We start from the raw sequence: 24,300 nt of genomic DNA, 5'->3' as shown, positions 1-24,300 counted from the left end.
CGTGCTCGCATGCCTCGCCAGAACCTGTTCCCCTAGCGCACCAGCTTCGGGCGCGAGACGGGTTTGACGCCCGGACGTTCGACGGCACGCCGGATCCTGACGAGCAGATCGCCCTCGTGGAATCGCCGGTCCTGCGCGAAGCGCTCGGCGACCGTGAGATAGGCGTCGTGCAGGCGGCTCATGATCGCTTCGCTCTCGGCCTGCCGCAGGCCGAGGCGCCGGGCGAAAGCATGGAGTTCCGCCGGCAGCGGGAAAGTCTTGCTCCGGTTGAGGCTGAGCGCCATGCGTCCGTCGAGGTCCGGATAGATGTCCGTACAGACCACGTCGAATACCGGAGCGAGCCGGCGCGGTCCGGTCGGATCGGTATAGAGGATTCCCAGGTTCTTCATGTGGGCATCGCCGTCGCGCAGCAGGCAGGAGAGGGCGATGCGCTCGAACAGGCGGCGTTTCTGCGCCGGGTCCGAACGCGTATAGATATCCACGGCCTTGGCGATCATTTCGTAGCTGCCCTCGTATTTCGCCTTGCCGGTGAGCACGCTCATGTCCTCGAATCCGAGCGGCGTGCCGTTCGCCTCGCGGTCGAAGCGTGACATGACGAAGAGCTTGCCGTCTTCGGAAAGCCAGAAGTCGGGGACCTCGAGCGCCGCCTCTTTCGCCACCGACATGCAGAAGTATTCATTGCGCGCGAGCCCGGGGAAGTCGTCGCCTTCGGCTTTCACGATCACTGTGCGCAGGGGCAGCGCCGTGTGCTCGGCGGGGCGCGAGGCGGTATCTGCGGCGAGCGGAACGACCGCCTTCGGCTGCACGCCGGAGATGCCCGAGCCGAGCGCGTAGCGGTCGATCAGGCGCTCGAACAGGCGGCCCGAAGGCGAGGAAAGCAATTCGTCCAGACGCTCGCCATCGCTCTGCGGCACCCGCTCTCCCGGCACGGCATAGGTGAGCCGCCCGATTTGATTGGTGCCGGCGAGAAACAGCAGAAACATGTCGCTCGGCGCGCCGTAACGCGCGAGCCGCTCCTCGATGACGAAGCGCAGGTAGCCCTCTGGCCGGTTCATCGCGAAGATGCCCATCAGATCGCCGCTCGCATAACTCTGGCGCCGCACCGGCATGGTGAGCGATACGGCAGCCGTGTCCGGCACGTCGCCATAGTTGAAGACGAAGCGGCTTTCGCGCGCGAGCAGACCGCTCGGTCCCTGCGGCGTATGGACTTCCAGATTGCGGATTTCGCGCAGGAGCCGCTCGAGATCGAATGTGGCGCCGGCAGTCATTCGTCGTCCCTGAATATTTCGTTCAGGTCCTCGAGGACGACGGTGTCCATGGGGCGAAGCACGACCTCATAGCCGAGCGCGTTCACGAGGCGGCAGAGTTCGCGTACGCCGACGTTGCCTGCATGTTCGGCGTTCGTGACGGTGCGGCGGGCGACGCCCGCCTGCTCCGCCAGGGCCTGCTGGGTCAGCTTGCGCTCGCGGCGCGTCGTGCGCAGGCCATCTGCCAGGCGCTCGACGTTGGAAATGGAAAGGTTCGCGGATTTTTTGCGCATCATGATGCGCATTATAGGTTGTTATCGGGCAATTTGCGCATAATCTCGCGCATTGACACAGTCAAGACCTCATAACGGAAAATGTGCATAATTTTGCGCAAATAGAAGCTTAAACTCCCGTATGCGCAAAATCATGCGCATACGGGAGTCTAAGCGACGCGATGTGTGAATGTTGGAAATTTGATGGTTTACGTCGTATTTTTTCAGCCTATGCCCGCTTCACATCGACCGCAACGCCGCGCGCTTGAGCTTGCCGGTCTCGGTGCGCGGCAGTGCGTCGATAAACGCGATCAGACGCGGATATTTATACGCCGCTACCGCGTTCTTCACGAAGTTCTGCAATTCAGCGACCAGGGCATCGCCGGCGCAGAAGCCAGGGCGCAAGACGACGAACGCCTTCACCACCTGGCCACGTACTTCGTCGGGCACGCCTGTTACGCCGCACTCGGCCACGGCGGGGTGCTGCATGAGCACCGTCTCGATTTCGGGTCCCGCGATGTTGTAGCCAGACGAAACGATCATGTCGTCGGAGCGGGCCTGGTAGAACACATAGCCGTCGGCGTCGATGGATACCGCGTCGCCGGGCAGGTTCCAGCCGCCGCGCACGAACACGGTCTGGCGTTCGTCGGCGAGGTAGCGGCAGCCGGTCGGGCCGCGCACGGCGAGATTGCCTGTCACGCCGGGCGGCACCGGCTGCAGGTCGTTGTCCAGCGCCTGCACGACGTAGCCGGGCACCGCGCGGCCGATCGAGCCGGGGCGCACGTCGGCGCCCGCGGACGACACGAAGATATGAATCAGCTCAGTGCCGCCAATGCCGTCGATCATCTCGATTCCCGTCGCGTCGCGCCACAGCTCGCGTGTGGCCTGCGGCAGCGCCTCTCCGGCGGATACCGTTTTGCGCAGGCTGGCCAGGTCGTACTGCGCGACGAGCGCCGCCATCTGCCGGTAGAACGTAGGCGCGGTGAAGACGATGGTCGCGTGGAAACGCTGGATCGTGTCGAGCAGCAGCGCCGGCGTGAGCTTTTCGATCAGCACGGTCGACGCCCCGACGCGCAGCGGAAAACACAGCAGTCCGCCCAGCCCGAACGTGAAGGCGAGCGGCGGCGTGCCGCAGAATACGTCGTCGGCCGTGGGCTGCAGGACGTGACGCGGGAACAGGTCGCACATGGCGATCACGTCGCGGTGAAAGTGCATGCAGCCCTTGGGCATGCCCGTCGTGCCGCTGGTGAAGGCGATCAGGCAGACGTCGTCGCTGGCCGTGTCGCAGGCCGTGAAGTCGGCGGGCTTGCCTGCCGCGAGCGCTTCCAGTGTGCCAGGCGCCGTGTCGTGAAAGTAACAGACCTGCTGGATGCCTGCGCAAAAGAACTCGTCGGCGGGATCCATGCAGCGCGCAAGCTCCTCCGTGAGCCGCACGTCGCACAGCGCCGCGCAAACCTGCGCCTTGTCTGCGATCTGCTTGAGCTCCTTCGCACGTAACAGCGGCATGGTGGGAATCACCACGAGGCCTGCCTTGAGCGACGCGAGAAACGCCACTGCCATTTGTAGCGTGTTCGGCCCGCGCAACAAGACGCGGTTTCCCGGTTTCAGCCCCATGTCTTCCACCAGCACGCGAGCGCTGCGATTGACGAGTGCGAGCAGCCCGGCGTACGTGGTGGCTTGCGGCTTGCCGTCGACATTCGACCAGATGGCCGGGCGCTCGCCGTGCCCGGCCTCGATCGCGCGGTCCAGCAGCTCGACCGCGCAATTCATGCGCGCGGGGTAGGCTACGTCGGGATTGTCGAGCAGCATGTCGGGCCACTGCGACTCGGGCGGCAGATGATCGCGCGCGAACGTATCGACATGGGCGGTGGGTTGCATGGCGTCTCCGGCTGTCTGTATGTGCTGATCGTTCTGTTGCGTGGGCGGCGGTCTAACGATTTATTGGCGCGTGAGGCGAGCGTCATCGGGAATCACGGCCGTCGCCTCGATTTCCACTTTTGCGTCGTCTTCCATGAGCGCCACCACCTGCACCGCGCTCATGGCGATGTCGTAGTCGCCGATCAGCTCGCGAAACGCGGCGCCAATTTCCTTCAGCGATGCCAGGTACTCCTTCTTGTCGGTGACGTACCAGGTCATGCGCACGAGGTGCTCGGGCTTGCCGCCCGCGGTTTCGAGTACGGCGACGATATTGCGCAGCGCCTGCACGGCCTGCGCGCCAAATTCGCGGCTCGTGAAGCGCGCGTTCTCGTCCCAGCCGATCTGGCCGGCGATGTAGACCTGCGTGCCGGCAGCGGCGACGCCGTTGGCATAGCCGCGCGGCTTGACCCAGCCTGCGGGAAGAAGGGCTTGTTTCATGTTTCGTCCGGTTCCGTAGAGAGGCGTCGTGCAGGGCGCGCTTACGCGGCGTTGTGCGCCTTGAGCAAGTCGCGCCCGACGATGAGCTGCTGCACCTCGGTCGCGCCTTCGTAAATGCGCAGCGAGCGGATCTCGCGGTAGAGCGACTCGACGATGTTGCCGCTTTGCACGCCCATGCCGCCCCAAAGCTGCACGGCCGCATCGATCACCTGCTGCGCGCCTTCGCTTGCATGCCACTTCGCCATGGCGGCTTCGCGCGTCACGCTTTCGCCCTGGTCGCGCAGCCACGCCGCGCGATAGACGAGCAGGGCGCTGCTGTCGATGGTGAGCGCCATTTGCGCGAGCTTTGCCTGGGTTAGCTGAAAATCGCCGAGCGTCTGGCCGAACATCTTGCGCGAAGCGGCGCGCGCGAGCGCTTCGGTCATCGCGCGGCGCGCGAAGCCGAGCGAAGCCGCGGCGACCGAGGTGCGGAAGATATCGAGCGTGCGCATGGCGATCTTGAAGCCTTCGCCCGGCGCGCCGAGCATCTGGCTGCGCTTCACGCGCGCGCCGGTGAAGCGCAGGCGCGCGAGCGGATGCGGCGCGATCACGTCGATGCGTTCGGCGATTTCAAGGCCGCGGGTGTCGGCATCGACCACGAACGCGCTGATGCCGCGCGAGCCCGGCGCCTCGCCGGTGCGGGCGAACACCACGTAGAAGTCGGCGATGCCGCCGTTCGAGATCCACGTCTTTTCGCCGTCGAGCACATAGTCGTCGCCCTCGGCGCGCGCGGCGAGCGCCATCGCGGCGACGTCGGAGCCTGCTTGCGGTTCGGTGAGCGCAAACGCGGCGATCGCTTCGCCCCGCGCGACGCGCGGCAGATAGCGCGACTTTTGCGCTTCGTTGCCGGCCAGCGAGATGGCGCCGGAGCCGAGGCCCTGCATGGCGAGCGCGAAGTCGGCGAGGCCCGAGTGCTTCGCGAGCGTTTCGCGCAGCAGGCAGACTGCGCGCGTGTCGATCGTGTCGCCATGGCCGCCGTAGGCGGTGCCGCCCACGCCGTAGCGCAGCCAGCCGGCAACGCCCAGCTTGCGCACGAGCGCGCGGCAGGTCGCATCGACATCGCCGTGCGGCACGTGCGCGAGATGCTCACGCGCCCACGCTTCGATTGCGGTGCCAAGCGCGCGATGGCGATCTTCGAAGAACGGCCACGCGAGTGCGTCGTGGTGGTGGGTTTCAACGGCAGCATTCAATTCAGTCCCCTTCGAAAACAGGACGCGTTCTGGCCGCGAACGCCTCATAGGCGCGGCCGAAATCGCGCGTAGCCATGCAGATCGCCTGCGCCTGGGCTTCGGACTCGATGGCCTCGTCGATGCTCATGCTCCATTCCTGATGCAGCATCGTCTTGGTGATGCCGTGCGCAAAGGTCGGGCCGCAGGCGAGATCGGCGGCGAGCTTCTGCGCATCGGCGAGCAGCACGTCGGGCTCGCAGATGCGGTTGTAGAAGCCCCAGGCGTGGCCTTCTTCGCCGCTCGCGGAGCGGCCCGTGTAAAGCAGCTCGGCCGCGCGGCCCTGACCGATGATGCGCGGCAGGATCGCGCACGCGCCCATGTCGCAGCCCGCGAGCCCCACGCGCGTGAACAGGAACGCGAGCTTGCTGCGCGCCGTGGCGTAGCGCATGTCGGACGCCATGGCGAGAATTGCACCCGCGCCGGCGCAGATGCCGTCCACGGCGGTAATGATCGGCTGCGGGCAGTGGCGCATGGCTTTCACGAGGTCGCCGGTCATGCGCGTGAACATCAGCAGTTCGGGCATCGGCATATCGATGAGCGGCGCGATGATGTCGTGCACGTCGCCGCCCGAGCAGAAGTTTTCGCCTGCGCCATGCAGCACGACGGCCTTCACGTCCGTCGCACAGGCGAGCTGACGAAACAGGTCGCGTAGTTCTGCATACGATTCGAATGTGAGCGGATTCATGCGTTCGGGGCGGTTGAGCGTAATGGTTGCCACGCGGCCTTGAACCGACCAGCCGAAGTGTTGCGCCTCATAACCGGCGAGCGTTGCGCGGTTGCCCGCGAAGAGCGCTTCGGCGCTGGAACGTGTCGTCAAGATATGTCTCCCGGATCTCTGCAATTCAGTGTGTTCAGCTTTCGAGCCCGTTGCGCAGATGTTGTTTGAGCTTGCCGAGCCGCTCATGCATCTTCGACTTCTCGTCGAGCGAAAGGCCGCCGAACAGTTCCACGACCCATTGCTCGTGCGCGGCCGCCATGCGGTCGAAGAGGGCGCGGCCCTCGGGTGTGAGGCGCACCACGAAGGCGCGCCGGTCGTCGGGGGCGACGTCGCGCACGACGAGGCCTTCCTTTTCGAGCTGATCGGTAATGCCCGTGACGTTGCCGCCCGTCACCATCAGGCGGCGCGAGAGTTCCGTCATGCGCAGACCTTCAGGGTGGCGCTCGAGCTGCGCCATCAGGTCGAAGCGCGGCAGCGTCGTTTCGAACTCGACGCGCAGGCGGCGGCGCAGCTCGGCTTGCACGAGGTTCGTCGTGGTGAGCAGGCGCAGCCACAGGCGCAGGCCCATGTGGCTGTCGGCACCCGTGCTCATTTCCATGTCGACGACATTCTCCGCCGGTTTTTCGACGCCCTTGCGCGGCGCTCTCGCTGCGGCCTTCGCGGTGGCGTTCTTGCGCGTCGATGCGGGCGATGTCATGTGATTTCTCCACCGGAAACGGATAGGGACTGGCCCGTGATCGCGGACGATCCAGGCGCGCACAGCCACAGCACGGCATTGGCGACTTCTTCCGGCGTGACGAAGCGCTGCTGCGGGTTGTGACGCACGAGGATGCTGCGCGCCTCGGCTTCGCTGCGCGAGGTCTTGCGCGTGATCTGTTCGAGCGACGCCTGCAGCAGTTCCGTTTCCGTGTATCCGGGGCACACGGCGTTCACGGTCACGCCTTGCGTGGCCACTTCGAGTGCGAGCGCGCGCGTCATGCCGATCACGCCGTGTTTCGAGGCGCAATAGGCGGCGACATACGGGTAGCCGACCTGGCCCGCCGTGCTCGCGACATTGACGATGCGCCCGGCCTTGCGCGCGAGCATGTCCGGCAGCACCGCGCGCGTGCACAGAAATGCGCCGGTGAGATTCACGTCGAGCATGCGCTGCCACAGCGCGAGGTCGGTTTGCGTGAACGCCGCGGCCTGAGCCTGGCCTGCGTTGTTCACGAGGATATCGACGGCGCCGAGCGTTTGTGCCGCACGCGCGAACGCGGCGTTCACGGCGTCTTCGCCGGTGATATCGACGCAGACGCAAGCCACTTGCTCCCCGCCGCCGAGCGCGGCACGCCGGGCTTCGAGCCGCGCGGCGTCGCGGCCCATCAGCGTAACGCGCGCGCCGGCATGCAGGAGCGCGGCGGCCGTCGCCGCACCGATGCCGCTGCCGCCGCCGGTCACCACCGCATGACGATCGTTGAGGATTGCCTGGTTCATGCTCACACGGTTCCTTCGGCGCGTTGCGCACGCTCGATCGGCGAAAGGCCGGCCGCGGCCGCTGCTGCGGCGCGTTCGCGCTCGATGTTGCGTTCGAGTTGCGTTTTGGCCGCCATGTACTGCTTCGGCCACTTGATGTCGAGGTAGCCGATGCGCGCGGCTTCGGTAAGCGTCCACGAGGGATTGGCCAGGTGCGGCCGCGCGACGGCGCACAGGTCGGCGCGCCCGGCCGCGATGATGCCGTTCACGTGGTCCGCTTCGGAAATCGCCCCGACGGCGATTGTCGCGATGCCCGCTTCGTTGCGGATGCGGTCGGCGAAGGGCGTCTGGAACATGCGGCCGAAGACGGGCTGTTCTTCCTTGCTCACCTGGCCCGACGAAACGTCGATCATGTCCGCTCCTGCCGCCTTGAACGCGCGCGCGATTTCGATGGCGTCGTCTGGCGTGTTGCCGCCTTCCACCCAGTCGTGTGCCGAGACGCGCACCGAAATCGGCTTGCTGTCCGGCCAGACTGCGCGCATCGCCTTGAAAACCTCCAGTGGATAACGCAGACGATTCTCGAGCGAGCCGCCGTACTCGTCAGTGCGCCGGTTCGTGAGCGGCGAGAGGAAACTGGAAAGCAGGTACCCGTGCGCGCAGTGCAATTCGAGCCAGTCGAAGCCCGCTTCGTTTGCCATTTGCGTGGCTTGCACGAATTGCGTCTCGATTTCGCGCAGTTCTTCGGTGCTCGCTTCGTGCGACCACTGGCTCACGCCGCGCAGATATTGCTGTGGCGAAGCGGAGACGAGCGGCCAGTTGCCGTCGTCGAGCGGCTGGTCAATGCCGTCCCATGCCACGCGCGTCGAGCCCTTGGCACCGGAGTGACCGAGCTGCATGCCGATTTTCGCGTCCGAGTTTGCGTGCACGAAGTCGACGATGCGCTTCCACGCCTGCACATGCCCGGGCGCATACATGCCGGGGCAGGCGGGCGTGATGCGGGCCTCGGGCGAGACGCAGGTCATCTCGGTCATCACGAGCGCGGCGCCGCCCATGGCGCGCGCGCCCAGATGCATGAGGTGATAGTCGCCGGCTACGCCATCATGGGCGGAGTACTGCGCCATCGGCGAGACGACCACGCGATTTTTCAACGTGACGCCACGCACTGTATAAGGTGTGAACATGGGCGGCACGGCGTTCGCCTCGCCACCCGCGCGCTGCGCGAGCCACGTTTCGAAGCCGGACAGATAACGCGCGTCGCGCGCGCGCAGATTTTCATGCGAGATACGCTGCGAGCGCGTGAGCAGCGAATAGGCGAACTGCTGCGGCTCGAACTTCGCGTAGCGGTCCACGTGCTCGAACCATTCAGTGGAATTGCGCGCGGCGTTCTGAATGCGCAGGACATCCACGCTGCGAACGTTCGTGTAGTGCGTGAGCGCCGCGCGCAGATCGGCGGGATGATCTTCCATGCTATTGGAGAGTTCAATCGCGTCTTCGAGCGCGAGCTTCGTGCCGGAACCGATCGAGAAGTGCGCGGTGTGCGCCGCGTCGCCCATCAGCACGACGGGTGTTTCCTTGCCGTCCGCCGCGGTTTTCCAGTGCACCCATTCGCGATTGACCACGCGTGGAAAGCGGATCCATTGCGACGAGCCGCGCAGATGCGACGCATTCGAGCGCAGCGCGTGACCGTCGAGATAGCGCGCGAACAGCTTCTCGCAGAAGGCGATGCTGTCTTCCTTGCTCATGGTGTCGAGGCCGGCTGCGCGCCACACGTGATCGGGCGTTTCGACGATGAACGTCGACGTGTTGTCGTCGAAACGGTAGGCGTGCGCCTGGAACCAGCCCCATTCGGTTTCTTCGAACGCGAACGTGAACGCGTCGAAGAGTTTCGACGTGCCGAGCCACACGAAGCGGCAATTGCGCAAATCGATATCGGGCTGATACGTGGCGGCGTACTTCTGGCGCGTGGCGCTGTTCAGGCCGTCGCTCGCGATGATGAGGTCGGCGTGGGTGACGTCGTCGTCGGTGACCTGCGATTCGAACACGAGCTTCACGCCGAGCGCTTCGCAGCGCGCCTGCAGGATGTTGAGCAGACGCTTGCGGCCAATGCCGCAGAAGCCATGGCCCGACGAGCGGATTGCGCTGCCGCGAAAGTGAATCTCGATGTCGTCCCAATGATTGAAGGCGTCGAGAATTTCGTCGGCGCTTTCGGGGTCGGCCGCGCGCAGGTTGCCGAGCGTCTGGTCCGAGAACACCACGCCCCAGCCGAACGTGTCGTACGGGCGGTTGCGTTCGATCACGGTGATTTCGTAGTCAGGGTGACGGCGTTTCATCAAAAGGCCGAAATAGAGGCCCGCGGGCCCGCCACCCATGCAAACAATGCGCATGCTCGCTCCTTCGTTCAGTCTGCAAGGTCAATGTAGGTCTAATTACTTTAGGTGTCAAGTAATATGCGGTAGAGGGCGGGATGATCCTGGGCGCGGGTGCGAAACATCTGAACTTTTCCGGAACCCTTGGCGCGGCCCGGCGTCAACTCGCCATGACGCGAGTAAAGGGAACATGCAGGCTTTCGCACGCCTTTCCACGAAGCGCGACGGCCGAAATGTCGCGATGACGCAGACGTGAAAGCACAGGATGTGGCACCAGAAAAGGGAAAACGCCGGCTCGCTGTGCATGGCGCGCACCGTCCGGGCGTGCGTGCGCGACTGCGCCAAGCGCGCGAAATGCGTACCATGGGTTACGCAGCCTCATGTCGCGTCGAGCTGGCATTAAAGTCGCATGGCGAGACGGCGCTCCGGCGCAGCCTTTTACGAAACCCTTTCATGCGTAGCGCGTGCGGCAACGAATCGATCAGGCATCCTTACAAAATGACCCATCAAGCTGACAGCTTCATCGAGTCGGAATCTTGCACCCCTTCAATCGTAATCTTCGACACGAACGGGAGTCGTCACCAATGAGTCAGACAGCGAAGCGATCGATCGAAATCGACTTTTTCCGGGGTTTCGCATTGATTTCCATCGCGCTCGATCACATTCCTTCCAGCGTGCTTTCGCATGCGATGCTGCACAACTTCGCGTTCTGCGACTCAGCGGAAGTCTTTGTGTTCGTGAGCGGCTATGTATGCGCGGCGAGTTGGCTCGCCATTGCCGGGCGAAAGGGCGAGGGCGCGGCCAACCGGCGCTTCTGGCGTCGCGGACGCGAGATCTACGCTGCCTACCTGTGCACCGCTGCGCTCATGCTGCTTTCGGGCGCCGTCGCGGTGATGCTGCGAGTGGACTCGCCGCTCGTCGCAGAGTCGGGTTATCTGCGCTTCGCCGCGCAGCCGTTCACGATGCTCGCCAATATCGCGGACTTTCGCGACCAGCCCTATCTGGCTGGCGTGCTGCCCATGTACATCGTGCTCGTGATGGTCCTGCCATTCGTGATGCCGCTTGCGCGCCGCTCGCCCGATCTCGTGCTCGTGGGCAGCTTCGTGCTGTGGTTCGGCGGGTGCTGGCTCGCGGGTAGTCTGCCTGCCGCGCCCGGCGCCAGTTGGCCGTTCAACCCGTTTGCCTGGCAGGCCATGTTCATGCTGGGCCTGCTGTGCCGCATCTATCCGGTGTCGCGCGCGTTCCAGGTCTCGTGGGCGGGCTGCGCCTTGACGGCGTTTGCACTGTTGCTCGTTGCCACGTTCGCGTTCATCCAGTTGTTCGCGAATCTGGACCCTCAGCCCGGCTACATGAAGCAGAATCTCGCGAGCGTGCGCATCGTGAACTTCGCCGCCGTGGCCTGGCTCGCCGCGCAGGCGGTGCGCAAGGGCTGGATAGCATGGCTTGCGCACCGCCTGCCGGCCGTTGTCACCGTGGGGCAGCAGGGCCTCGTCTGTTTCGTGGGGGGCGCGGTGGCTTCGAACGTCATCGACACGCTGTTGCGTGCAACGCATGTGACGGCTTCCTTGCCCGCACGGCTCGCGGGCGATGTGCTCGCGGTCGGCGCATTGCTCGTGCTCGCGGGCGGCACGCGGCGCCTGAAAGCGGTACGGCCGCGCGTCGCGCTCACGTGAAGCGCGACGGCGACGATTCAAGGGTGAGGGTTTGTGAAGGCCATGTAGGTATCTTCAAGGTGCCTTCAAGGTGCGTCCAATGCACAAGGGGCTCACGCCTTGCCGAGTTCGCGCACGTCCGTGACGGGCACCGATCCGAATGCCTCGCTCAACGCATACTCGATCAACTGCTGAGCGGCCGATTCGGGCGTGGACAGCAAACCGTTCTGCTTGAGCTGTTCGAAGCGCTCGCGCATGGGGAACTGCTCAACGCTCGTCGAGCGGATCGTCGCCTGCATGCCGGTGTCGATTACGCCCGGCGCGATGCTGCAAATGCGCACGCCGGCTGGCGCGTCGAGCGCGATGGCGCGCGCGTGGTGGTCGAGCGCGGCCTTGGTCGCGCAATACACGCTCCAGCCCGCATACGCGTTGCGCCCAGCGCCGCTCGAAATATGCACGATGCGGCGCGATGCGCTGGCGCCGGGCGCAGGCGTGGCGGCAAGCGCATTCGCGAGCATCAGCGGCGCTGCCACGTTGAGCGTTACGGCGCGCGCAATGGCGAGCGGGTCCTGCGCACCGGGCGGCGCAATGGGGTCGACGGTGCCCGCATTGTTGAAGAGCAGCACGCACTGTGCGCCGAGCGCGAACGCATCGAGCGTGTCGCCCGCCAGCCAGCGCTCGAGTGCGCTGGGATCGGCGAGGTCCACGACCGCCTGGGAGAACCGCTCCGGATGGCGGGAAGCCAGTTCCGCATGCGCGCCGCGACCGAGGCCGAGCACCTCGATGTCCCGTTGCAGCAGCGATTGCGCGAGCGCCTCTCCCAGCCCGCGCGTATGACCGGTCACGATGGCGCGAATGGCGGAACGGGGGGCGGATGTCGAAATCGTCATGGTGTCGTCGATGAAAAAAGGATGCCGTCCTTGCGTGCGCAAGATGTTGGCGCAGGAACTTCGAGGGATTTTGCCGCGCGCCGCATGGATGCGTGTCGTGGCGCGACGCGCGACGATGAACTCGAAACCGGCCGCGGCAAGCGATTGCCCGGTTGGGTCGGCCGGGTTTTCGGTATCATAGCGTCCGGTTCCATATGGAAGAGATCTGGACGTGAAAGCCGCATCGCAACAACGCCGTACCCTGAGCTTCAAGGAAGGTCTTCTTGAGATCAAGAAGAGCATGGGGGGCAGCGTAAGCCAGCCCGCCGAAGAACAGGCGCAAAAATCGCAAGGCAAGCCCGCTCACAAGGGCGCGAAGGGCCATGGCGGCTCGCACGCCCCGAAGGGCCCGCGTGCGCCGGGAGAGGGTTCGGCGGCGGCTGGCGCGGCCGGAGGCAAGGACGAGCGTGCGCGCTCGCGCCACGGCCGGCCTCAGGGCGCGAGATCGCAGGAGCAGAAACAGGGAGAGCAGGGGCCGCGCGCCCAGCAGCCACGCCGGCCGCAGCAGCCGAAGCCGGCACGCGGGCCGGAGGCGGCCGAGCGTTCGGCGCAGCAGCGCCGCCGTCCGGCGCGTCCCCAGCAGCCGCCGGCCGCGCCTTTGAGCGAAGCGGAAAAGGCGCGCATCGAGCGCAATCGGCAGCTCAACACGGTCTGGAACGTGTTCGCGAAGCACTATCCGGCTTTCCGCGACCGTTTGCCGCTCAAGATCGGCGTGGCCGAGGATCTCGTCGCGCGTCACCCCGAGTACGAGCGCACGATGATCGTCGCCGTGCTCAAGCGCCATGTGAACCATCCGCGCTATCACGAACGTGTGGCCGCAGGCGGCTCGCGCTACGAACTCGACGGCACGGCCTCGGAAGGCCCGGGCATCGATCCGTCGCACATCGGCCGTGCGAATGCGGCGCTTGCCCGCCAGAAGGCCAAGGCCGAGGCGCAAGCCAAGGCGCGCGAAGAGGGCACGGCCAAGGCCGAACCCAGGGTCGAGGCGAAGACCGAACCCGCGCCCCAGCCCGAAGCCCGGAGCGCAGAGCCGCAAGCCCCGTCCAGCGCGCCGGAAGCCGCGGTACCGCAACCGGAAAGCGGCGAGACGCACGCAAGCGGCGCCTGAGTCCGCGCGCCGGAAGTTTCACCTCCGAACGCCCCTCTGGCAGCACCGCCGCGAGAGGGGCGTTCGCACGTCTGGCGAGCCGCTGCCGATCGATGCGCGTGCAACCTTCGGCGCGCGCGTTGGCCTTCGTATCGTGATCCCGGGCGCTTTCGATGCGCATCGCATGGCCGCCGATCCCGCGCAAGGCTGTCTGAGCGAAGCAGAAAGCGGTGCCAGGGCCTGTTATTAGCGTGAGCAGGCCCTAACGCGCGTCGGCCGAAGCGGCGCCTTGCGCGGCAGCCTGCGCGGCAGCCGCCGACATCGCGGAGGGGGCAGCGGCAAAGGTGGAGGCCGCCGAAGCCGCCAGTCCGGCGCTCGCCGGCGCATCGCTCGCGGCAGGCGCGCTAGCGGTATCGAGCACCCGGCTGAATTCCACGGCGCGCGTACGGATCTTTTCCGCATAGGCCTTCGAGCCGCCATAGTTCTTCATCGCGGCGTTGAGGTCGCCGCCGGCGGCGCGCTGGTAGCCATAGAGGATCGACGAGCCCACGTCGATGTTGACCTCGGGATCGGTAAGATCCTTGTTGTGCAGGAGATTGCGATGCGCCGACGGCACGACCTGCATGAGTCCGGTCGCGCCGTTCGCGCCGTGCGCCCTCTCGCGAAAGCGCGACTCGATGGAGATGATGGCGAGCAGTACCGCAGGCGGCAGCGAATATTTCTCGGCGGCGCCTGTAACGGCTTGCGAGATTTGCGCGGCTTTCTCTTTCGCGATACCGAACTTTCGCGTGAGGTATTTCGAAACCGCGCCGGACGTTGCGCTGGAACTTGCAGGGGCAACCGCGCTCGCAACCGATGCGCTGACGATGTCGCTTGCGCTCGCCTGCTGCTGCGCCTGCGCGGCCGCGGTTTGCACGAGGCCAGGCAACAGGACGAGCAGGCAGAGTAACTGCCTCATAGCCGGTGCATAGGAGAAAAAGAAGGCGCAAGTATAACCGGCCCCGATTCATGAGGCCGGCTGCGTGTCATGCCGTTTTCACATCCCTGACCGGTGCCGGGGCCGGGCGCCGCGCCCGGCGCGTCTTCAGGCCGGGGTTCAGTCCTTCTGCACCGAGGCCTTCCAGATTTCGTCGATGCTTGCGGCGAGCGCGGCGTCGAACTCGGCGTCGCTCATCGACTTTGTGAGGTCGTTGATGAGGGCGCGCGAAAAGCTGGCGATCATCCCATGGTTTTTGGCGAGACGCGCACACGCGTCCGTGCGCGAATAGCCGCCGGAGAGCGCCACCACGCGCACCACGCGCGGATGTTCGATGAGCGGCAGATAGAAGTCGGGCGTATCGGGAATCGTGAGCTTGATCATCACGTTTTGCGAGGCCGGCAGCGCGTCGAGCCCCTTGAGCAGTTCGTCGCGCAACAGCTTCTCGGCCTTGGCCTTGTCGGGAGCCTTGATCGAGACTTCGGGCTCGAGAATCGGCACGAGTCCGTGCGCGGCAATCTGCGCGCCGAATGCGAACTGCTGCGCGGCGATCGAAGCGATGCCGGAAGGCGAGGCATGCTCGATCACCGAGCGCATCTTGGTGCCGAAAATGCCGGCCTTCACGGCGCGTTCGAGCAGGGCGTCGAGGCCCGGAATCGGCTTCATGAGGCGCACGCCGTCGGATTCGGCTTCCAGCCCCTTGTCGACCTTGAGGAACGGCACGACGCGGCGCTCGTTCCAGAGGAAGTCGGGCACCGGCTTGCCTTGCGCCTGGCCATCCATGGTCGCCTCGAAGAGGATCGCGCCGATCACTTTCTCGCCCGTGAACGCGGGGGCGCTGACGATGCGCACACGCATTTCGTGGATGAGGCGGAACATTTCGGCGTCGCCGCTGTACGCGCTTTCGGGGACGCCGTACTGCCGCAGCGCGCCAGGCGTCGAACCGCCGCTCTGGTCCAGCGCGGCGATGAAGCCCGCTTTGTCGCGCATCTGCGCAAGCATTTGCTCGTTTGCCATCGTCGTATCTCCCGTATTTGGGGCGCCCATATGGGCGCGGTTACTCGAATCCGGTCGCCGCCTGCTGCGACGAGTGTACTTGCGCCGCTGCGCTGCGTCTTCGCCATTATGTGGGCATGGCCGCGCAGCCGCGCTGAAGGACGGAAACGATAAACCGTAGCAATTGCGATGCCAGGAGCGGCGCGGCAGGTGCCGTCACACGATGACTTGCGCGTGCGTGCTGCGGTCGTTCGCGAGCAGCGCCGAGAGCTTGCGCAGCGCGGTCTGCAATGATTCGCGCCCGCCCGTCGCGCCCAGCGAAATGCGGATCGCGTTCGCGGTTTCCGGGCCTTGCTGGAACGCCGTGGAGGGCGCCACGGCGAGCCCTTCGGTGCTCGCGGCCGCGGCCAGCTCGCGCGCCTGCCAGTAGCGCGGCAGCGCGTACCAGAGATGAATGCCCGCGCCGGCCGACGATCCCAGCGTCTGCGCCGCGATGCGCTGGCGCTCGCGCGCTTCGGCCTTTACATCCGCGAAAATCTGCTCGGCGACGCCTTCCTCGATCCAGTGCGTGGCGAGCGCGTTCGTGAGCGGCGCGGCCATGAGCGAGAACGTGCGCAGCGCGGTCACGAGGCGCGTGTGAGCCTCTTCATCGGGCAGCGCGAGATAAGCCGTGCGCAGGCCGGGCGAGAGCGTCTTGGAAAGCGTCGCGAGGTAGCAGACCTGAGCGGGCGCGAGCCGGGCGAGCGGCGCCGGCGCATCGGGCGCGAAGCGCCAGTAGGGATCGTCTTCGACGATCCGCGCGCCGCAGCGCTGCGCCACCCTCAGGATTTCCAGCCGGCGTGCTTCCGGCATGGTCGCCGTTGTCGGATTCTGCAACGTGGGGTTCAGGTAGATGAGCCGCGCCGCGTGCTCGCGGCAAGCCGCTTCGAGCGCGTCGGGGCGCATGCCGTGGGCGTCGACGGCAACGGGGACGATGCGGCGGCCCAGTTGCGCCGCCGCGTGCGGCAGGCCCGGATAGAGCAGCGGCTCGGCGAGGATGACCTCGCCCGGCTGCGTGAAGGCGAGGATCAGCGCGGCAAGTGCCGCCTGCGCGCCGGAGCAGACCACCACGCGATCGGGCGCGACGTGGCCGAGCATGGGCTGCAGCCACTTCGCGCCCGCCTGCCAGTCGGCGCTGCCGCCGCCGCCCATGTGGTACGTCATGAGCAGATCGGCATCGCTGCGCACCAGCACACGCGCCATGCCTTCGCGCAGCAGCGCATTCATGTCGAGGCCGGCGGGCGCGGGCGGGATGTTCATGCTCAGGTCCACGCGCTGCAGCAACTCGGCGCGCGGCGCGGCGATGAAGGTGCCCAGTGGCCCGCGCGCCTCGATCAGCCCGCGCCGCCGGGCTTCGTTGAAGCCGCGCGTGACAGTGGTCAGATCGACCGAAAGCAGGGTGGCGAGACTGCGCTGCGCGGGCACGCGCTCACCGGGGCGCAGCGTGCCTTGCGCCACCGCGCCTTCAATGAAATCGGCGAGCCGCAGGTAGCGCGGACCATTACCGGACTGCATCGCCGTGGCCCATGCATTGATCTGTCCGGTACTTTCGGCAGGTTGGTCGTGTGTCATTGTGTCGCGGATGTATGCGTCATGTCTTACTCTAGCATGCGTGCATGAAGCGCGTAAATCCATACATATAGGCTATGTATGGCTTCTGCGGTGGCCCTCCGGGGCCGCTCGTGCGGCAGCAGAGTGAGCACGTATGGATGGGTTTGCGCGAATGTCAACCTTGGAACCAGACATGCGCAATCCAGACCCTCGCTTGGGGCAGGCCGCTACCGCCGGCCCGCCTTCTTCATCACATCCCCCGCTGATTACCCGTTTTTTGCGCCGCGCCGCGCTCGCCGCGGCGGTCACACCGCTCGTGCTTCTCGGCGGCTGCAACATGGCGCTGCTCGCCCCGAAGGGCGATATCGGCGTGCAGGAAAAGAATCTGATCCTGATCGCGCTCGGGCTGATGCTGCTTGTGGTGATTCCGGTGATCGCGCTCACGCTGTGGTTCGCGTGGCGCTACCGCGCCTCCAACACGAACGCGACCTACGCGCCGCGCTGGTCGCATTCCACGGCCATCGAAGTGGTGGTGTGGACGATTCCCTGCGTGATCGTGCTCACGCTCGCCGTGCTGATCTGGCGCACGACGCACTCGCTCGACCCGTACCGCCCGATCGAGTCGCAAACGAAACCCGTGCGCGTCGACGTGGTTGCGCTCAACTGGAAGTGGCTCTTCATCTACCCGGACTATGGCGTGGCCTCCGTGAACCAGCTCGCGATTCCCGTGGATACGCCCGTTGAGTTCAACCTCACCGCCGAGTCGCTGATGAACTCGTTCTTCATCCCGCAACTGGGCAGCCAGGTATATGCGATGCCCGCCATGCAGACGAAGCTGCACCTCATCGCGAACGAGCCCGGTGTCTATGCGGGCCGCTCGGCGGCGTTCAGCGGCCCGGGCTTCTCCGACATGCATTTCGAGACGCTGGCCACGAGCCGCGCCGACTTCGACGCCTGGATCGCGCAGGCGAAGGCGTCGCCCGCGATGCTGAGCCGCGCGGCTTACGAACAGCTCGCGTTGCCCGGCGAAAAGACGCCGGTGACGCTCTATTCGAACGTCGCACCGGGCCTGTTCGACGGCGTGGTCGGCAAATACATGCGCGACGTGCACGGCAATCCGATTTGCGGCACGGTCCCAGGCGCAGTCCCCGGCACAGGCGCCCCGGCGCTCACGCTCAACCGTAGTGCCATCCTGGCAGCGGAGTAATCACAATGTTCGGAAAACTCACGCTCGACGCCGTTCCCTGGCACGAGCCGATCATCATGGGCACGGGCGCCGTCGTGGCGCTCGGCGGCCTCGCCTTGCTCGCCGCGATCACGATCGCGGGCAAGTGGGGTTATCTGTGGCGCGAGTGGATCACCTCGGTCGATCACAAGCGCATTGGCGTCATGTACATCATTCTCGCGGTCGTCATGCTGCTGCGCGGTTTCGCCGACGCGATCATGATGCGCGCGCAGCAGGCCATCGCATATGGCGACGCCGCGGGCTATCTGCCGCCGCATCACTACGACCAGATCTTCACGGCGCATGGCGTCATCATGATCTTCTTCGTGGCCACGCCGCTCATTCTCGGCTTGATGAACGTGGTCGTGCCGCTGCAGATCGGCGCGCGCGACGTCGCCTATCCGTTCGTCAACTCGCTCTCCTTCTGGCTTTCGGTGGTGGGCGCGGTGCTCGTGATGATGTCCATGTTCGTGGGCGATTTCGCGGCCACGGGCTGGGTGGCGTATCCGCCGCTCTCGGAGCTCGGCTACAGCCCGACCGTTGGTATGGATTACTACATATGGTCGCTGCAGCTATCGGGCCTCGGCACCACGCTCTCGGGCATCAACTTCATCGTGACGATCCTGCGCATGCGCGCGCCGGGCATGGACATGATGAAGATGCCGGTGTTCGTGTGGACGGCGTTCATCACCAACATCCTGATCGTGGCGGTGTTCCCCGTGCTCACCGCCACGCTCGCGCTGCTCACGATGGACCGCTACTTCGACATGCACTTCTTCACGAACGAGCTGGGCGGCAACGCGATGATGTACATCAACCTGATCTGGGTCTGGGGTCACCCGGAGGTGTACATCCTCATCCTGCCTGCGTTCGGTGCGTACTCGGAAATCATCGCCACGTTCTCGGGCAAGCCGCTGTTCGGCTACAAGTCGATGGTCTACGCGACGTCGTCGATCGGCATTCTTTCGTTCTTCGTGTGGCTGCACCACTTCTTCACGATGGGCTCGGGCGCGAACGTCAACGCGTTCTTCGGCATCATGACCACGGTCATTTCGATCCCGACCGGCGTGAAGCTCTTCAACTGGCTCTTCACGATGTATCGCGGGCGCATCCGCTACCACAGCGCCACGCTCTGGACGATCGGCTTCATGGTGACGTTCGCCGTGGGCGGCATGACCGGCGTGCTGCTGGCCGTGCCGGGCGCGGACTTCGTGCTGCACAACTCGCTCTTTCTCGTTGCGCACTTCCATAACGTGATCATCGGCGGGGTGGTGTTCGGCTGTCTTGCGGGCGTGAGCTTCTGGTTCCCCAAGGTATTTGGTTTCACGCTCAACGAGTTCTGGGGCAAGGTGTCGTTCTGGTGCTGGCTGATCGGCTACTGGCTCGCGTTCACGCCGCTCTACATCCTCGGCTTCGAAGGCATGACGCGCCGCATGAACCACTACGACGTGGCCGGGTGGCATCCGTGGCTCGTGGTGGCGCTCGTGGGCGCGGTGTTCGTGGGCCTCGGCATTCTCTCGTTCATTGTGCAGATCGTGGTGAGCCTGCGCGAACGCGAGGCGAACCGCGACGTGACCGGCGATCCATGGGATGGCCGCAGCCTCGAGTGGTCGACCGCTTCGCCCGCGCCGTTCTACAACTTCGCCGTGCTGCCGGAGATCACCTCGATGGAGCAGCACTGGGACAACAAGGAAGCGGGCCGCGCCTACGTGCAGCCGGCGAAGTACGAGGACATCCATATGCCGCGCAACACGGGTGCGGGCTTCATCATCGCCGCGTTCAGCCTGCTGTTCGGCTTTGCGATCGTGTGGCACATGTGGCTGTTCGCGGCGGCGGGCCTCATCGGCATGATCGCCACGTTCATCGTGCGCAGCTATAACCAGGACGTGGACTACTGGGTCCCGGCCGCCGAGGTCGAACGTATCGAGAACGCGCGCTTCAGGCAACTCGGCATCCGGCGTTTCGATCAATCCGAGCACATTGAGGAGATGGCGTAAACCATGGCTCACGCTGCTACTACACTCGCCCCTGGTCACGATCACGACGACAGCACCAGGACCACGCTGGGCTTCTGGATCTACCTGATGAGCGACTGCCTCATCTTCGCGACGCTTTTCGCCACGTTCGGCGTGCTCGCGAATGCGACGGCCGGCGGGCCGGGCGCAAGGGAACTGTTCGAACTGCCGTATGTGCTGGGCGAAACGCTGCTGCTGCTGGCGAGCAGCGTCACCTTCGGCATGGCCATGCTGAATCTCTACGCGCAGCGCCGCGGCCAGGTGATCGTGTGGCTTGCCATCACGTTCCTGTTCGGCGCGGGCTTCGTTGCGATGGAAGTCAACGAGTTCGCCAAGCTCATCGCCGATGGCGCCGGGCCGGGCACGAGCGCCTACCTTTCGGCGTATTTCACGCTGGTCGGCACGCACGGCCTGCACGTGACCGCAGGTTTGTTGTGGATCGCGATCCTGATGCACCAGACTCTCAAGTTCGGGCTGACCGGCACGGTCCGTCGCCGCCTCGCCTGCCTGAGCCTCTTTTGGCACTTTCTCGATCTCGTGTGGATCTGTGTGTTTACGTTCGTTTATCTGCGAGGTTTCCTGTGAGCCAGTCCCATGCCACTCATCACGCCGTGCACGACGCGTCGCACGGCAGCTTCAAGGGTTATATGGTCGGCACCGTGCTCTCGCTCGTGCTGACGCTCGCGTCGTTCGGCGTGGTGATGTTTCGCGTCGTTTCGCCGGGCTTCGGGCTCGCGGCCATCGTCGTGCTCTGCATCGCGCAGCTCGTTGTGCAACTCGTGTATTTCCTGCATATCGGCGCGTCGCGCAGCCAGCGCGCCAACACGGGCATCTTCGTCTGCACGGCGTTTCTGATTGCGGTGATTGTCGGGCTCTCGCTGTGGGTCATGCACAACGCCAACGTCAACATGATGCCCACGCAGATCTCGATCGACCGCGCCATGGCGCACGATTGACGCGCTACGTTGCGTCCCCTGATACGCGCGCCGGACACCCCGGGCACAGTGCATGCGCTAGACGAAGCGTCGCGACGCACCGTCGCTTTTACGTGGAGTGTGACCATGAACAAGGACCAGGTGAAGGGCACGGCCGAAAAGATGAAGGGCAAGGTCAACGAGGCCGTGGGCCGCGCAACCGGCAACCCGGCGCGCGAATTGAAGGGGGATGTCCAGCAGGAAGCCGGCCAGACACGCAAGGACGTTGGCGACATGAAGGAGGCCGCAAAGGACATGGCGAAGGACGTGGCGAAGGACGTGAAGCGCCATCACTGACAAACGATGGCTAACCCATAGCGCCGCCGCCTCGAAAGGGGCGGCGGCGTCATGCTGCGCGCATGGCGCGCATGCCGCTCAAGCCGGCGGGCCCGGCACCGCGAAGGCCGCGTTTGCCCCCCAAAACAGGTATGCTGCAGGCATCCCGTGTGTCCCGCGCGGGGCACGAACGTGGAGTCCCGATGTCTGCCAATCCTGCCAGTGTCTCCTCCGGACTGCGCGAAGTCTGGTTGATCCGTCATGGTGAAACGGAATGGAGCCTCTCAGGGCAACACACCGGCCGCACCGATATTGCGCTCACCGGGCACGGACGCGAGCAGGCGCGGTCGCTGGCGCCGTCGCTCGCCGCACAGCACTTCGACGCGGTACTTTGCAGCCCGATGGCGCGGGCCATCGAGACCTGCCAGCTCGCGGGCCTCGGCGACAAGATGACGATTTCGGCCGACCTGCACGAGTGGGATTACGGCGTCTACGAAGGCCTCAAGACAGCGGATATCCGCAAGACCGATCCCCGCTGGAGCGTGTGGCATTCGCCCATCGCGCATGGCGAGGATCTCGCGCGCATTCAGGCGCGCGCCGCGTCTGTAGTCGAGGGCCTGCTGACCATGCGGGGCCGCGTGGCGCTCTTTTCGCACGCGCATTTCCTGCGCGCGCTGGGCGGTTGCTGGGTTTCCGGTTCGGCGGCGCTAGGCGAGCATCTGTACCTCGACACGGCTTCGGTGAGCATTCTCGGCTTCGACCACGAAAGCCGCGCCATCCGCCGCTGGAACGCGCTCGGCGAGCGCAGGGCGTTGATGTGAAGAAGCCCGGCGCGCCCGCTCAGCGCAAGGAGCACGACAGCCAGTGTGCGATACGTACACCATCCAGGCGCGACCCCTCGGGCGTGGCGCTGCCAAGAAGGGTGACGATCACGGGCCGCTGGCCGTGCACCATCACACGCATCACCATATTGTGGCCGGACTCGTTGATGAAGCCGGTTTTCTGCACGCTCGCGCGCACCTGTCCGTAGCGCACCAGCCGATTGCTGTTCACATACTGTAACTGCCCCTGGCCAGTGGTCACGCGTTCCTGATGATCGGTCGAATAGCGGCGAATGAGCGGGTAGCCATTGGCTGCGCGCACGAGGCTCGCCAGTTCGCGCGCGGTTGAAACGTTCTGCGCCGAGAGGCCCGTCGCGTTGACGAAATGCGTGTGCTTCATGCCGAGACGCTGCGCTTTCGCGTTCATTGCGGCGATGAACGCGGTTCGCCCGCCGGGATAGTCGCGGCTGAGCGCCGAAGCCGCACGATTTTCCGACGACATCAGCGCAACGTGCAGCATGTTCGCGCGCGTGAGCGACGCCCCCACGCCGAGGCGCGAATGCGTGAATTTGAGCGTGTCGAGGTCGGCGGTCGTGACCAGGAGCCGCTGCCGCAGAGGCGCATGCGCGCTGTCGAGCCAGACGATGGCCGTCATGAGCTTCGACACCGAAGCGATGGGGACCACCGCATCGGCATTACGCGCGTAAAGCGGCGTGTGGGTGTTTTCGTCGACGACGTAGACCGCATGCGAAAAGAGCTGCTTGCGCGACGCCGGCGTGAATCCGCAGCGGGCGAGCAGGCGAGGGGCGTGCGCATTTTTGGCGCTCACATGCGTGGCGTGATGCGGCGCGGGCGGCAGGCCGTGTCTGGGCTTCGCGCGTTGGGTACGGCGCTTCGTGCCGGAGAGTCTGGAGGAGGGCGCGTCCGCGGGCATCGAACGATGCGCGGGCTTCGTTTTGTGCGCGACTCTCTTTTTCATCCTGGGTGTGGCGTGGACGGTTTTTTCCGCCGCTGTTTGATGAGCGGCTGTGTGGGCGCAGGCTGGAGCTGCGCCAGCCGCGAGACCCGCGACGATCAGGGCGAGCAGGCTGGGCAGCAATTGAAGTCGGGAGGCGAAGGGCATCGACAGATGGGCTTGTACGTTGGGTCTGCGCGGCGCGCGTCGGAGTTCTGGCGGCATGGTTCGATGCCGCATCGGCCGATGAAGTTCCATTCCGGTTCCATAATCCTCGTTCAATGGGACCATCGGCGTATTGAACGGGCGGCGAGTGGACCCGTATACTCCGTGATGCCACGGGGGAACAGAGATGCTCAATCAACTCTCCGACACCTTCCTGCTCGTCTTCGCCGGTCTCTTTCCGGTAATCAATCCGCCGGCGGCCGGGTTCATCGTGTTGAGCATGCTGCCGCATGCGACAACCAGCGAACGTGCATTTCTCGCGCGGATCATCGCCATCAACAGCCTGTTCATTCTGCTCGGGGCGCTGCTGATGGGCGCCTATGTGCTCTCGTTCTTTGGCATATCCATACCCGTATTGCGGGTTGCGGGCGGGCTGGTCATCGCGTTCGCCGGCTGGAACCTGCTTCACAAATCGCCCGATGGCGGCGAGGCGGCACAATCGCAGGCGCCGCCGGATCCCGTGCGCCAGGCGACGCTGCGCTCCATGGCGTTTTATCCGCTCACGCTGCCGGTCACCGTTGGACCCGGATCGATTGCTGTCGCGATTGCGCTTGGCACGGGCCGGCCGCGCGGTCACGTGCAGTTCGTCAATGTCATCGGCGTATTGCTCGCCTTGATCGTTCTTTGCGGCTGCATCTATCTGTGTGTGCGTTTCGCGGGGCATCTCGGCAGGCTGCTTGGACCGGTCGGCACGGAAGTGCTCATGCGCCTGCTCGCCTTCGTGCTGCTGTGCATCGGCCTGCAGATATTGTGGCTCGGCGTCGAAGATCTGCTGGAGTCGGTGCCGTTTTCGGTCAGCAGCAAATAGCGCAGAGTGTTGACGCACGCGATTGCGCGCCGCCTTCGCCTGCCATGTTGCGCCGCATGAAAGGGAAAACCACGAGCCCATCACATCAGACGT

The 24,300-nt window shown here is 65.3% G+C and carries 23 protein-coding genes; 9 read left to right on the top strand and 14 right to left on the bottom strand.

From position 1 onward, the window contains the following. Nucleotides 1-32: 32 nt before the first annotated feature. The 9 genes from BHE01S_RS03455 to BHE01S_RS03415 all read right to left on the bottom strand — a co-directional run bounded on the left by BHE01S_RS03455 (nt 33) and on the right by BHE01S_RS03415 (nt 9,696). Nucleotides 33-1,268, bottom strand: coding sequence for a type II toxin-antitoxin system HipA family toxin (locus tag BHE01S_RS03455; protein WP_042260551.1), 1,236 nt, complete (start codon nt 1,266-1,268; stop codon nt 33-35). Further along, nucleotides 1,265-1,552: a helix-turn-helix domain-containing protein gene (locus BHE01S_RS03450; protein WP_245639627.1), complete on the bottom strand. Its 288-nt coding sequence runs from the start codon at nt 1,550-1,552 to the stop codon at nt 1,265-1,267. The genes BHE01S_RS03455 and BHE01S_RS03450 overlap by 4 nt, the downstream gene beginning before the upstream one ends. 207 nt (nt 1,553-1,759) lie before the next feature. Beyond that, a complete protein-coding gene (locus BHE01S_RS03445) occupies nt 1,760-3,397 on the bottom strand; it encodes an AMP-binding protein (RefSeq protein ID WP_042260550.1) in 1,638 nt (545 codons plus the stop codon). 60 nt (nt 3,398-3,457) lie between these two features. Then, nucleotides 3,458-3,874, bottom strand: a complete 417-nt coding sequence (locus BHE01S_RS03440) for a RidA family protein (RefSeq protein ID WP_042260548.1) — start codon at nt 3,872-3,874, stop codon at nt 3,458-3,460. Between the two features lie 41 nt (nt 3,875-3,915). Next, nucleotides 3,916-5,103 (bottom strand): acyl-CoA dehydrogenase family protein, encoded by a 1,188-nt coding sequence (locus BHE01S_RS03435; protein ID WP_042260546.1) that lies wholly within the window; start codon nt 5,101-5,103, stop codon nt 3,916-3,918. Nucleotide 5,104: 1 nt separating this feature from the next. After that, nucleotides 5,105-5,959, bottom strand: coding sequence for an enoyl-CoA hydratase family protein (locus BHE01S_RS03430; protein WP_042260544.1), 855 nt, complete (start codon nt 5,957-5,959; stop codon nt 5,105-5,107). 34 nt (nt 5,960-5,993) lie between these two features. Then, a complete protein-coding gene (locus BHE01S_RS03425) occupies nt 5,994-6,557 on the bottom strand; it encodes a MarR family winged helix-turn-helix transcriptional regulator (protein WP_042260541.1) in 564 nt (187 codons plus the stop codon). Continuing rightward, nucleotides 6,554-7,333 (bottom strand): SDR family NAD(P)-dependent oxidoreductase, encoded by a 780-nt coding sequence (locus BHE01S_RS03420; RefSeq protein ID WP_042260539.1) that lies wholly within the window; start codon nt 7,331-7,333, stop codon nt 6,554-6,556. Before BHE01S_RS03420 ends, BHE01S_RS03425 begins: the two co-directional genes overlap by 4 nt. 2 nt (nt 7,334-7,335) lie before the next feature. Beyond that, nucleotides 7,336-9,696, bottom strand: coding sequence for a bifunctional salicylyl-CoA 5-hydroxylase/oxidoreductase (locus tag BHE01S_RS03415; protein ID WP_042260537.1), 2,361 nt, complete (start codon nt 9,694-9,696; stop codon nt 7,336-7,338). A gap of 566 nt (nt 9,697-10,262) precedes the next feature. Here BHE01S_RS03415 and BHE01S_RS03410 point away from each other — a divergent pair. Next, nucleotides 10,263-11,351: an OpgC domain-containing protein gene (locus BHE01S_RS03410; RefSeq protein WP_042260535.1), complete on the top strand. Its 1,089-nt coding sequence runs from the start codon at nt 10,263-10,265 to the stop codon at nt 11,349-11,351. Between the two features lie 92 nt (nt 11,352-11,443). Here BHE01S_RS03410 and BHE01S_RS03405 read toward each other — a convergent pair whose 3' ends face one another. Further along, nucleotides 11,444-12,220: an SDR family oxidoreductase gene (locus BHE01S_RS03405; RefSeq protein WP_042260775.1), complete on the bottom strand. Its 777-nt coding sequence runs from the start codon at nt 12,218-12,220 to the stop codon at nt 11,444-11,446. Between the two features lie 211 nt (nt 12,221-12,431). Between BHE01S_RS03405 and BHE01S_RS03400 the strand changes: the two genes are divergently transcribed. Then, entirely contained in the window at nt 12,432-13,367 is a 936-nt protein-coding gene (locus BHE01S_RS03400) for a ProQ/FINO family protein (RefSeq protein WP_042260533.1), read from the top strand. A 241-nt stretch (nt 13,368-13,608) separates the two neighbouring features. Here BHE01S_RS03400 and BHE01S_RS03395 read toward each other — a convergent pair whose 3' ends face one another. The 3 genes from BHE01S_RS03395 to BHE01S_RS03385 all read right to left on the bottom strand — a co-directional run bounded on the left by BHE01S_RS03395 (nt 13,609) and on the right by BHE01S_RS03385 (nt 16,929). After that, on the bottom strand, nt 13,609-14,304 hold the full coding sequence (locus BHE01S_RS03395) for a transglycosylase SLT domain-containing protein (protein ID WP_042260530.1): 696 nt from the start codon (nt 14,302-14,304) through the stop codon (nt 13,609-13,611). A 138-nt stretch (nt 14,305-14,442) separates the two neighbouring features. After that, complete coding sequence (locus BHE01S_RS03390; RefSeq protein WP_042260774.1) at nt 14,443-15,339, bottom strand: fructose bisphosphate aldolase; 897 nt, start codon at nt 15,337-15,339, stop codon at nt 14,443-14,445. A 195-nt stretch (nt 15,340-15,534) separates the two neighbouring features. After that, nucleotides 15,535-16,929 carry an aminotransferase-like domain-containing protein gene (locus BHE01S_RS03385; RefSeq protein WP_052405675.1) on the bottom strand — a complete coding sequence of 465 codons (1,395 nt, stop codon included), beginning with the start codon at nt 16,927-16,929 and terminating at the stop codon, nt 15,535-15,537. A 172-nt stretch (nt 16,930-17,101) separates the two neighbouring features. Between BHE01S_RS03385 and cyoA the strand changes: the two genes are divergently transcribed. From cyoA to BHE01S_RS03355, 6 genes are all read left to right on the top strand, one after another. Further along, nucleotides 17,102-18,115 carry a ubiquinol oxidase subunit II gene (gene cyoA, locus BHE01S_RS03380; protein ID WP_084068520.1) on the top strand — a complete coding sequence of 338 codons (1,014 nt, stop codon included), beginning with the start codon at nt 17,102-17,104 and terminating at the stop codon, nt 18,113-18,115. A gap of 5 nt (nt 18,116-18,120) precedes the next feature. After that, entirely contained in the window at nt 18,121-20,130 is a 2,010-nt protein-coding gene (gene cyoB, locus BHE01S_RS03375; RefSeq protein WP_042260528.1) for a cytochrome o ubiquinol oxidase subunit I, read from the top strand. Between the two features lie 3 nt (nt 20,131-20,133). After that, complete coding sequence (gene cyoC / locus BHE01S_RS03370; protein ID WP_042260526.1) at nt 20,134-20,733, top strand: cytochrome o ubiquinol oxidase subunit III; 600 nt, start codon at nt 20,134-20,136, stop codon at nt 20,731-20,733. After that, entirely contained in the window at nt 20,730-21,104 is a 375-nt protein-coding gene (gene cyoD / locus BHE01S_RS03365) for a cytochrome o ubiquinol oxidase subunit IV (protein WP_042260523.1), read from the top strand. The genes cyoC and cyoD overlap by 4 nt, the downstream gene beginning before the upstream one ends. A 105-nt stretch (nt 21,105-21,209) precedes the next feature. After that, entirely contained in the window at nt 21,210-21,419 is a 210-nt protein-coding gene (locus BHE01S_RS03360) for a CsbD family protein (protein WP_042260520.1), read from the top strand. Between the two features lie 182 nt (nt 21,420-21,601). Next, nucleotides 21,602-22,219: a histidine phosphatase family protein gene (locus tag BHE01S_RS03355; protein ID WP_042260517.1), complete on the top strand. Its 618-nt coding sequence runs from the start codon at nt 21,602-21,604 to the stop codon at nt 22,217-22,219. Between the two features lie 19 nt (nt 22,220-22,238). On the opposite strand, the gene BHE01S_RS03350 is transcribed toward BHE01S_RS03355, so the two are convergent. Continuing rightward, a complete protein-coding gene (locus BHE01S_RS03350; protein WP_322787269.1) occupies nt 22,239-23,198 on the bottom strand; it encodes a serine hydrolase in 960 nt (319 codons plus the stop codon). 328 nt (nt 23,199-23,526) lie between these two features. Here BHE01S_RS03350 and BHE01S_RS03345 point away from each other — a divergent pair, with 328 nt between their 5' ends. Further along, nucleotides 23,527-24,207, top strand: coding sequence for a MarC family protein (locus BHE01S_RS03345; RefSeq protein ID WP_042260515.1), 681 nt, complete (start codon nt 23,527-23,529; stop codon nt 24,205-24,207). Nucleotides 24,208-24,300 lie beyond the last annotated feature (93 nt).

Origin of the sequence: Paraburkholderia heleia NBRC 101817, assembly GCF_000739775.1 — a bacterium.
Classification (GTDB): Bacteria; Pseudomonadota; Gammaproteobacteria; order Burkholderiales; family Burkholderiaceae; genus Paraburkholderia; species Paraburkholderia heleia.
The sequence above is the reverse complement of the archived record's forward strand: the minus strand, read 5'-3'. Positions and strand labels throughout refer to the sequence as shown.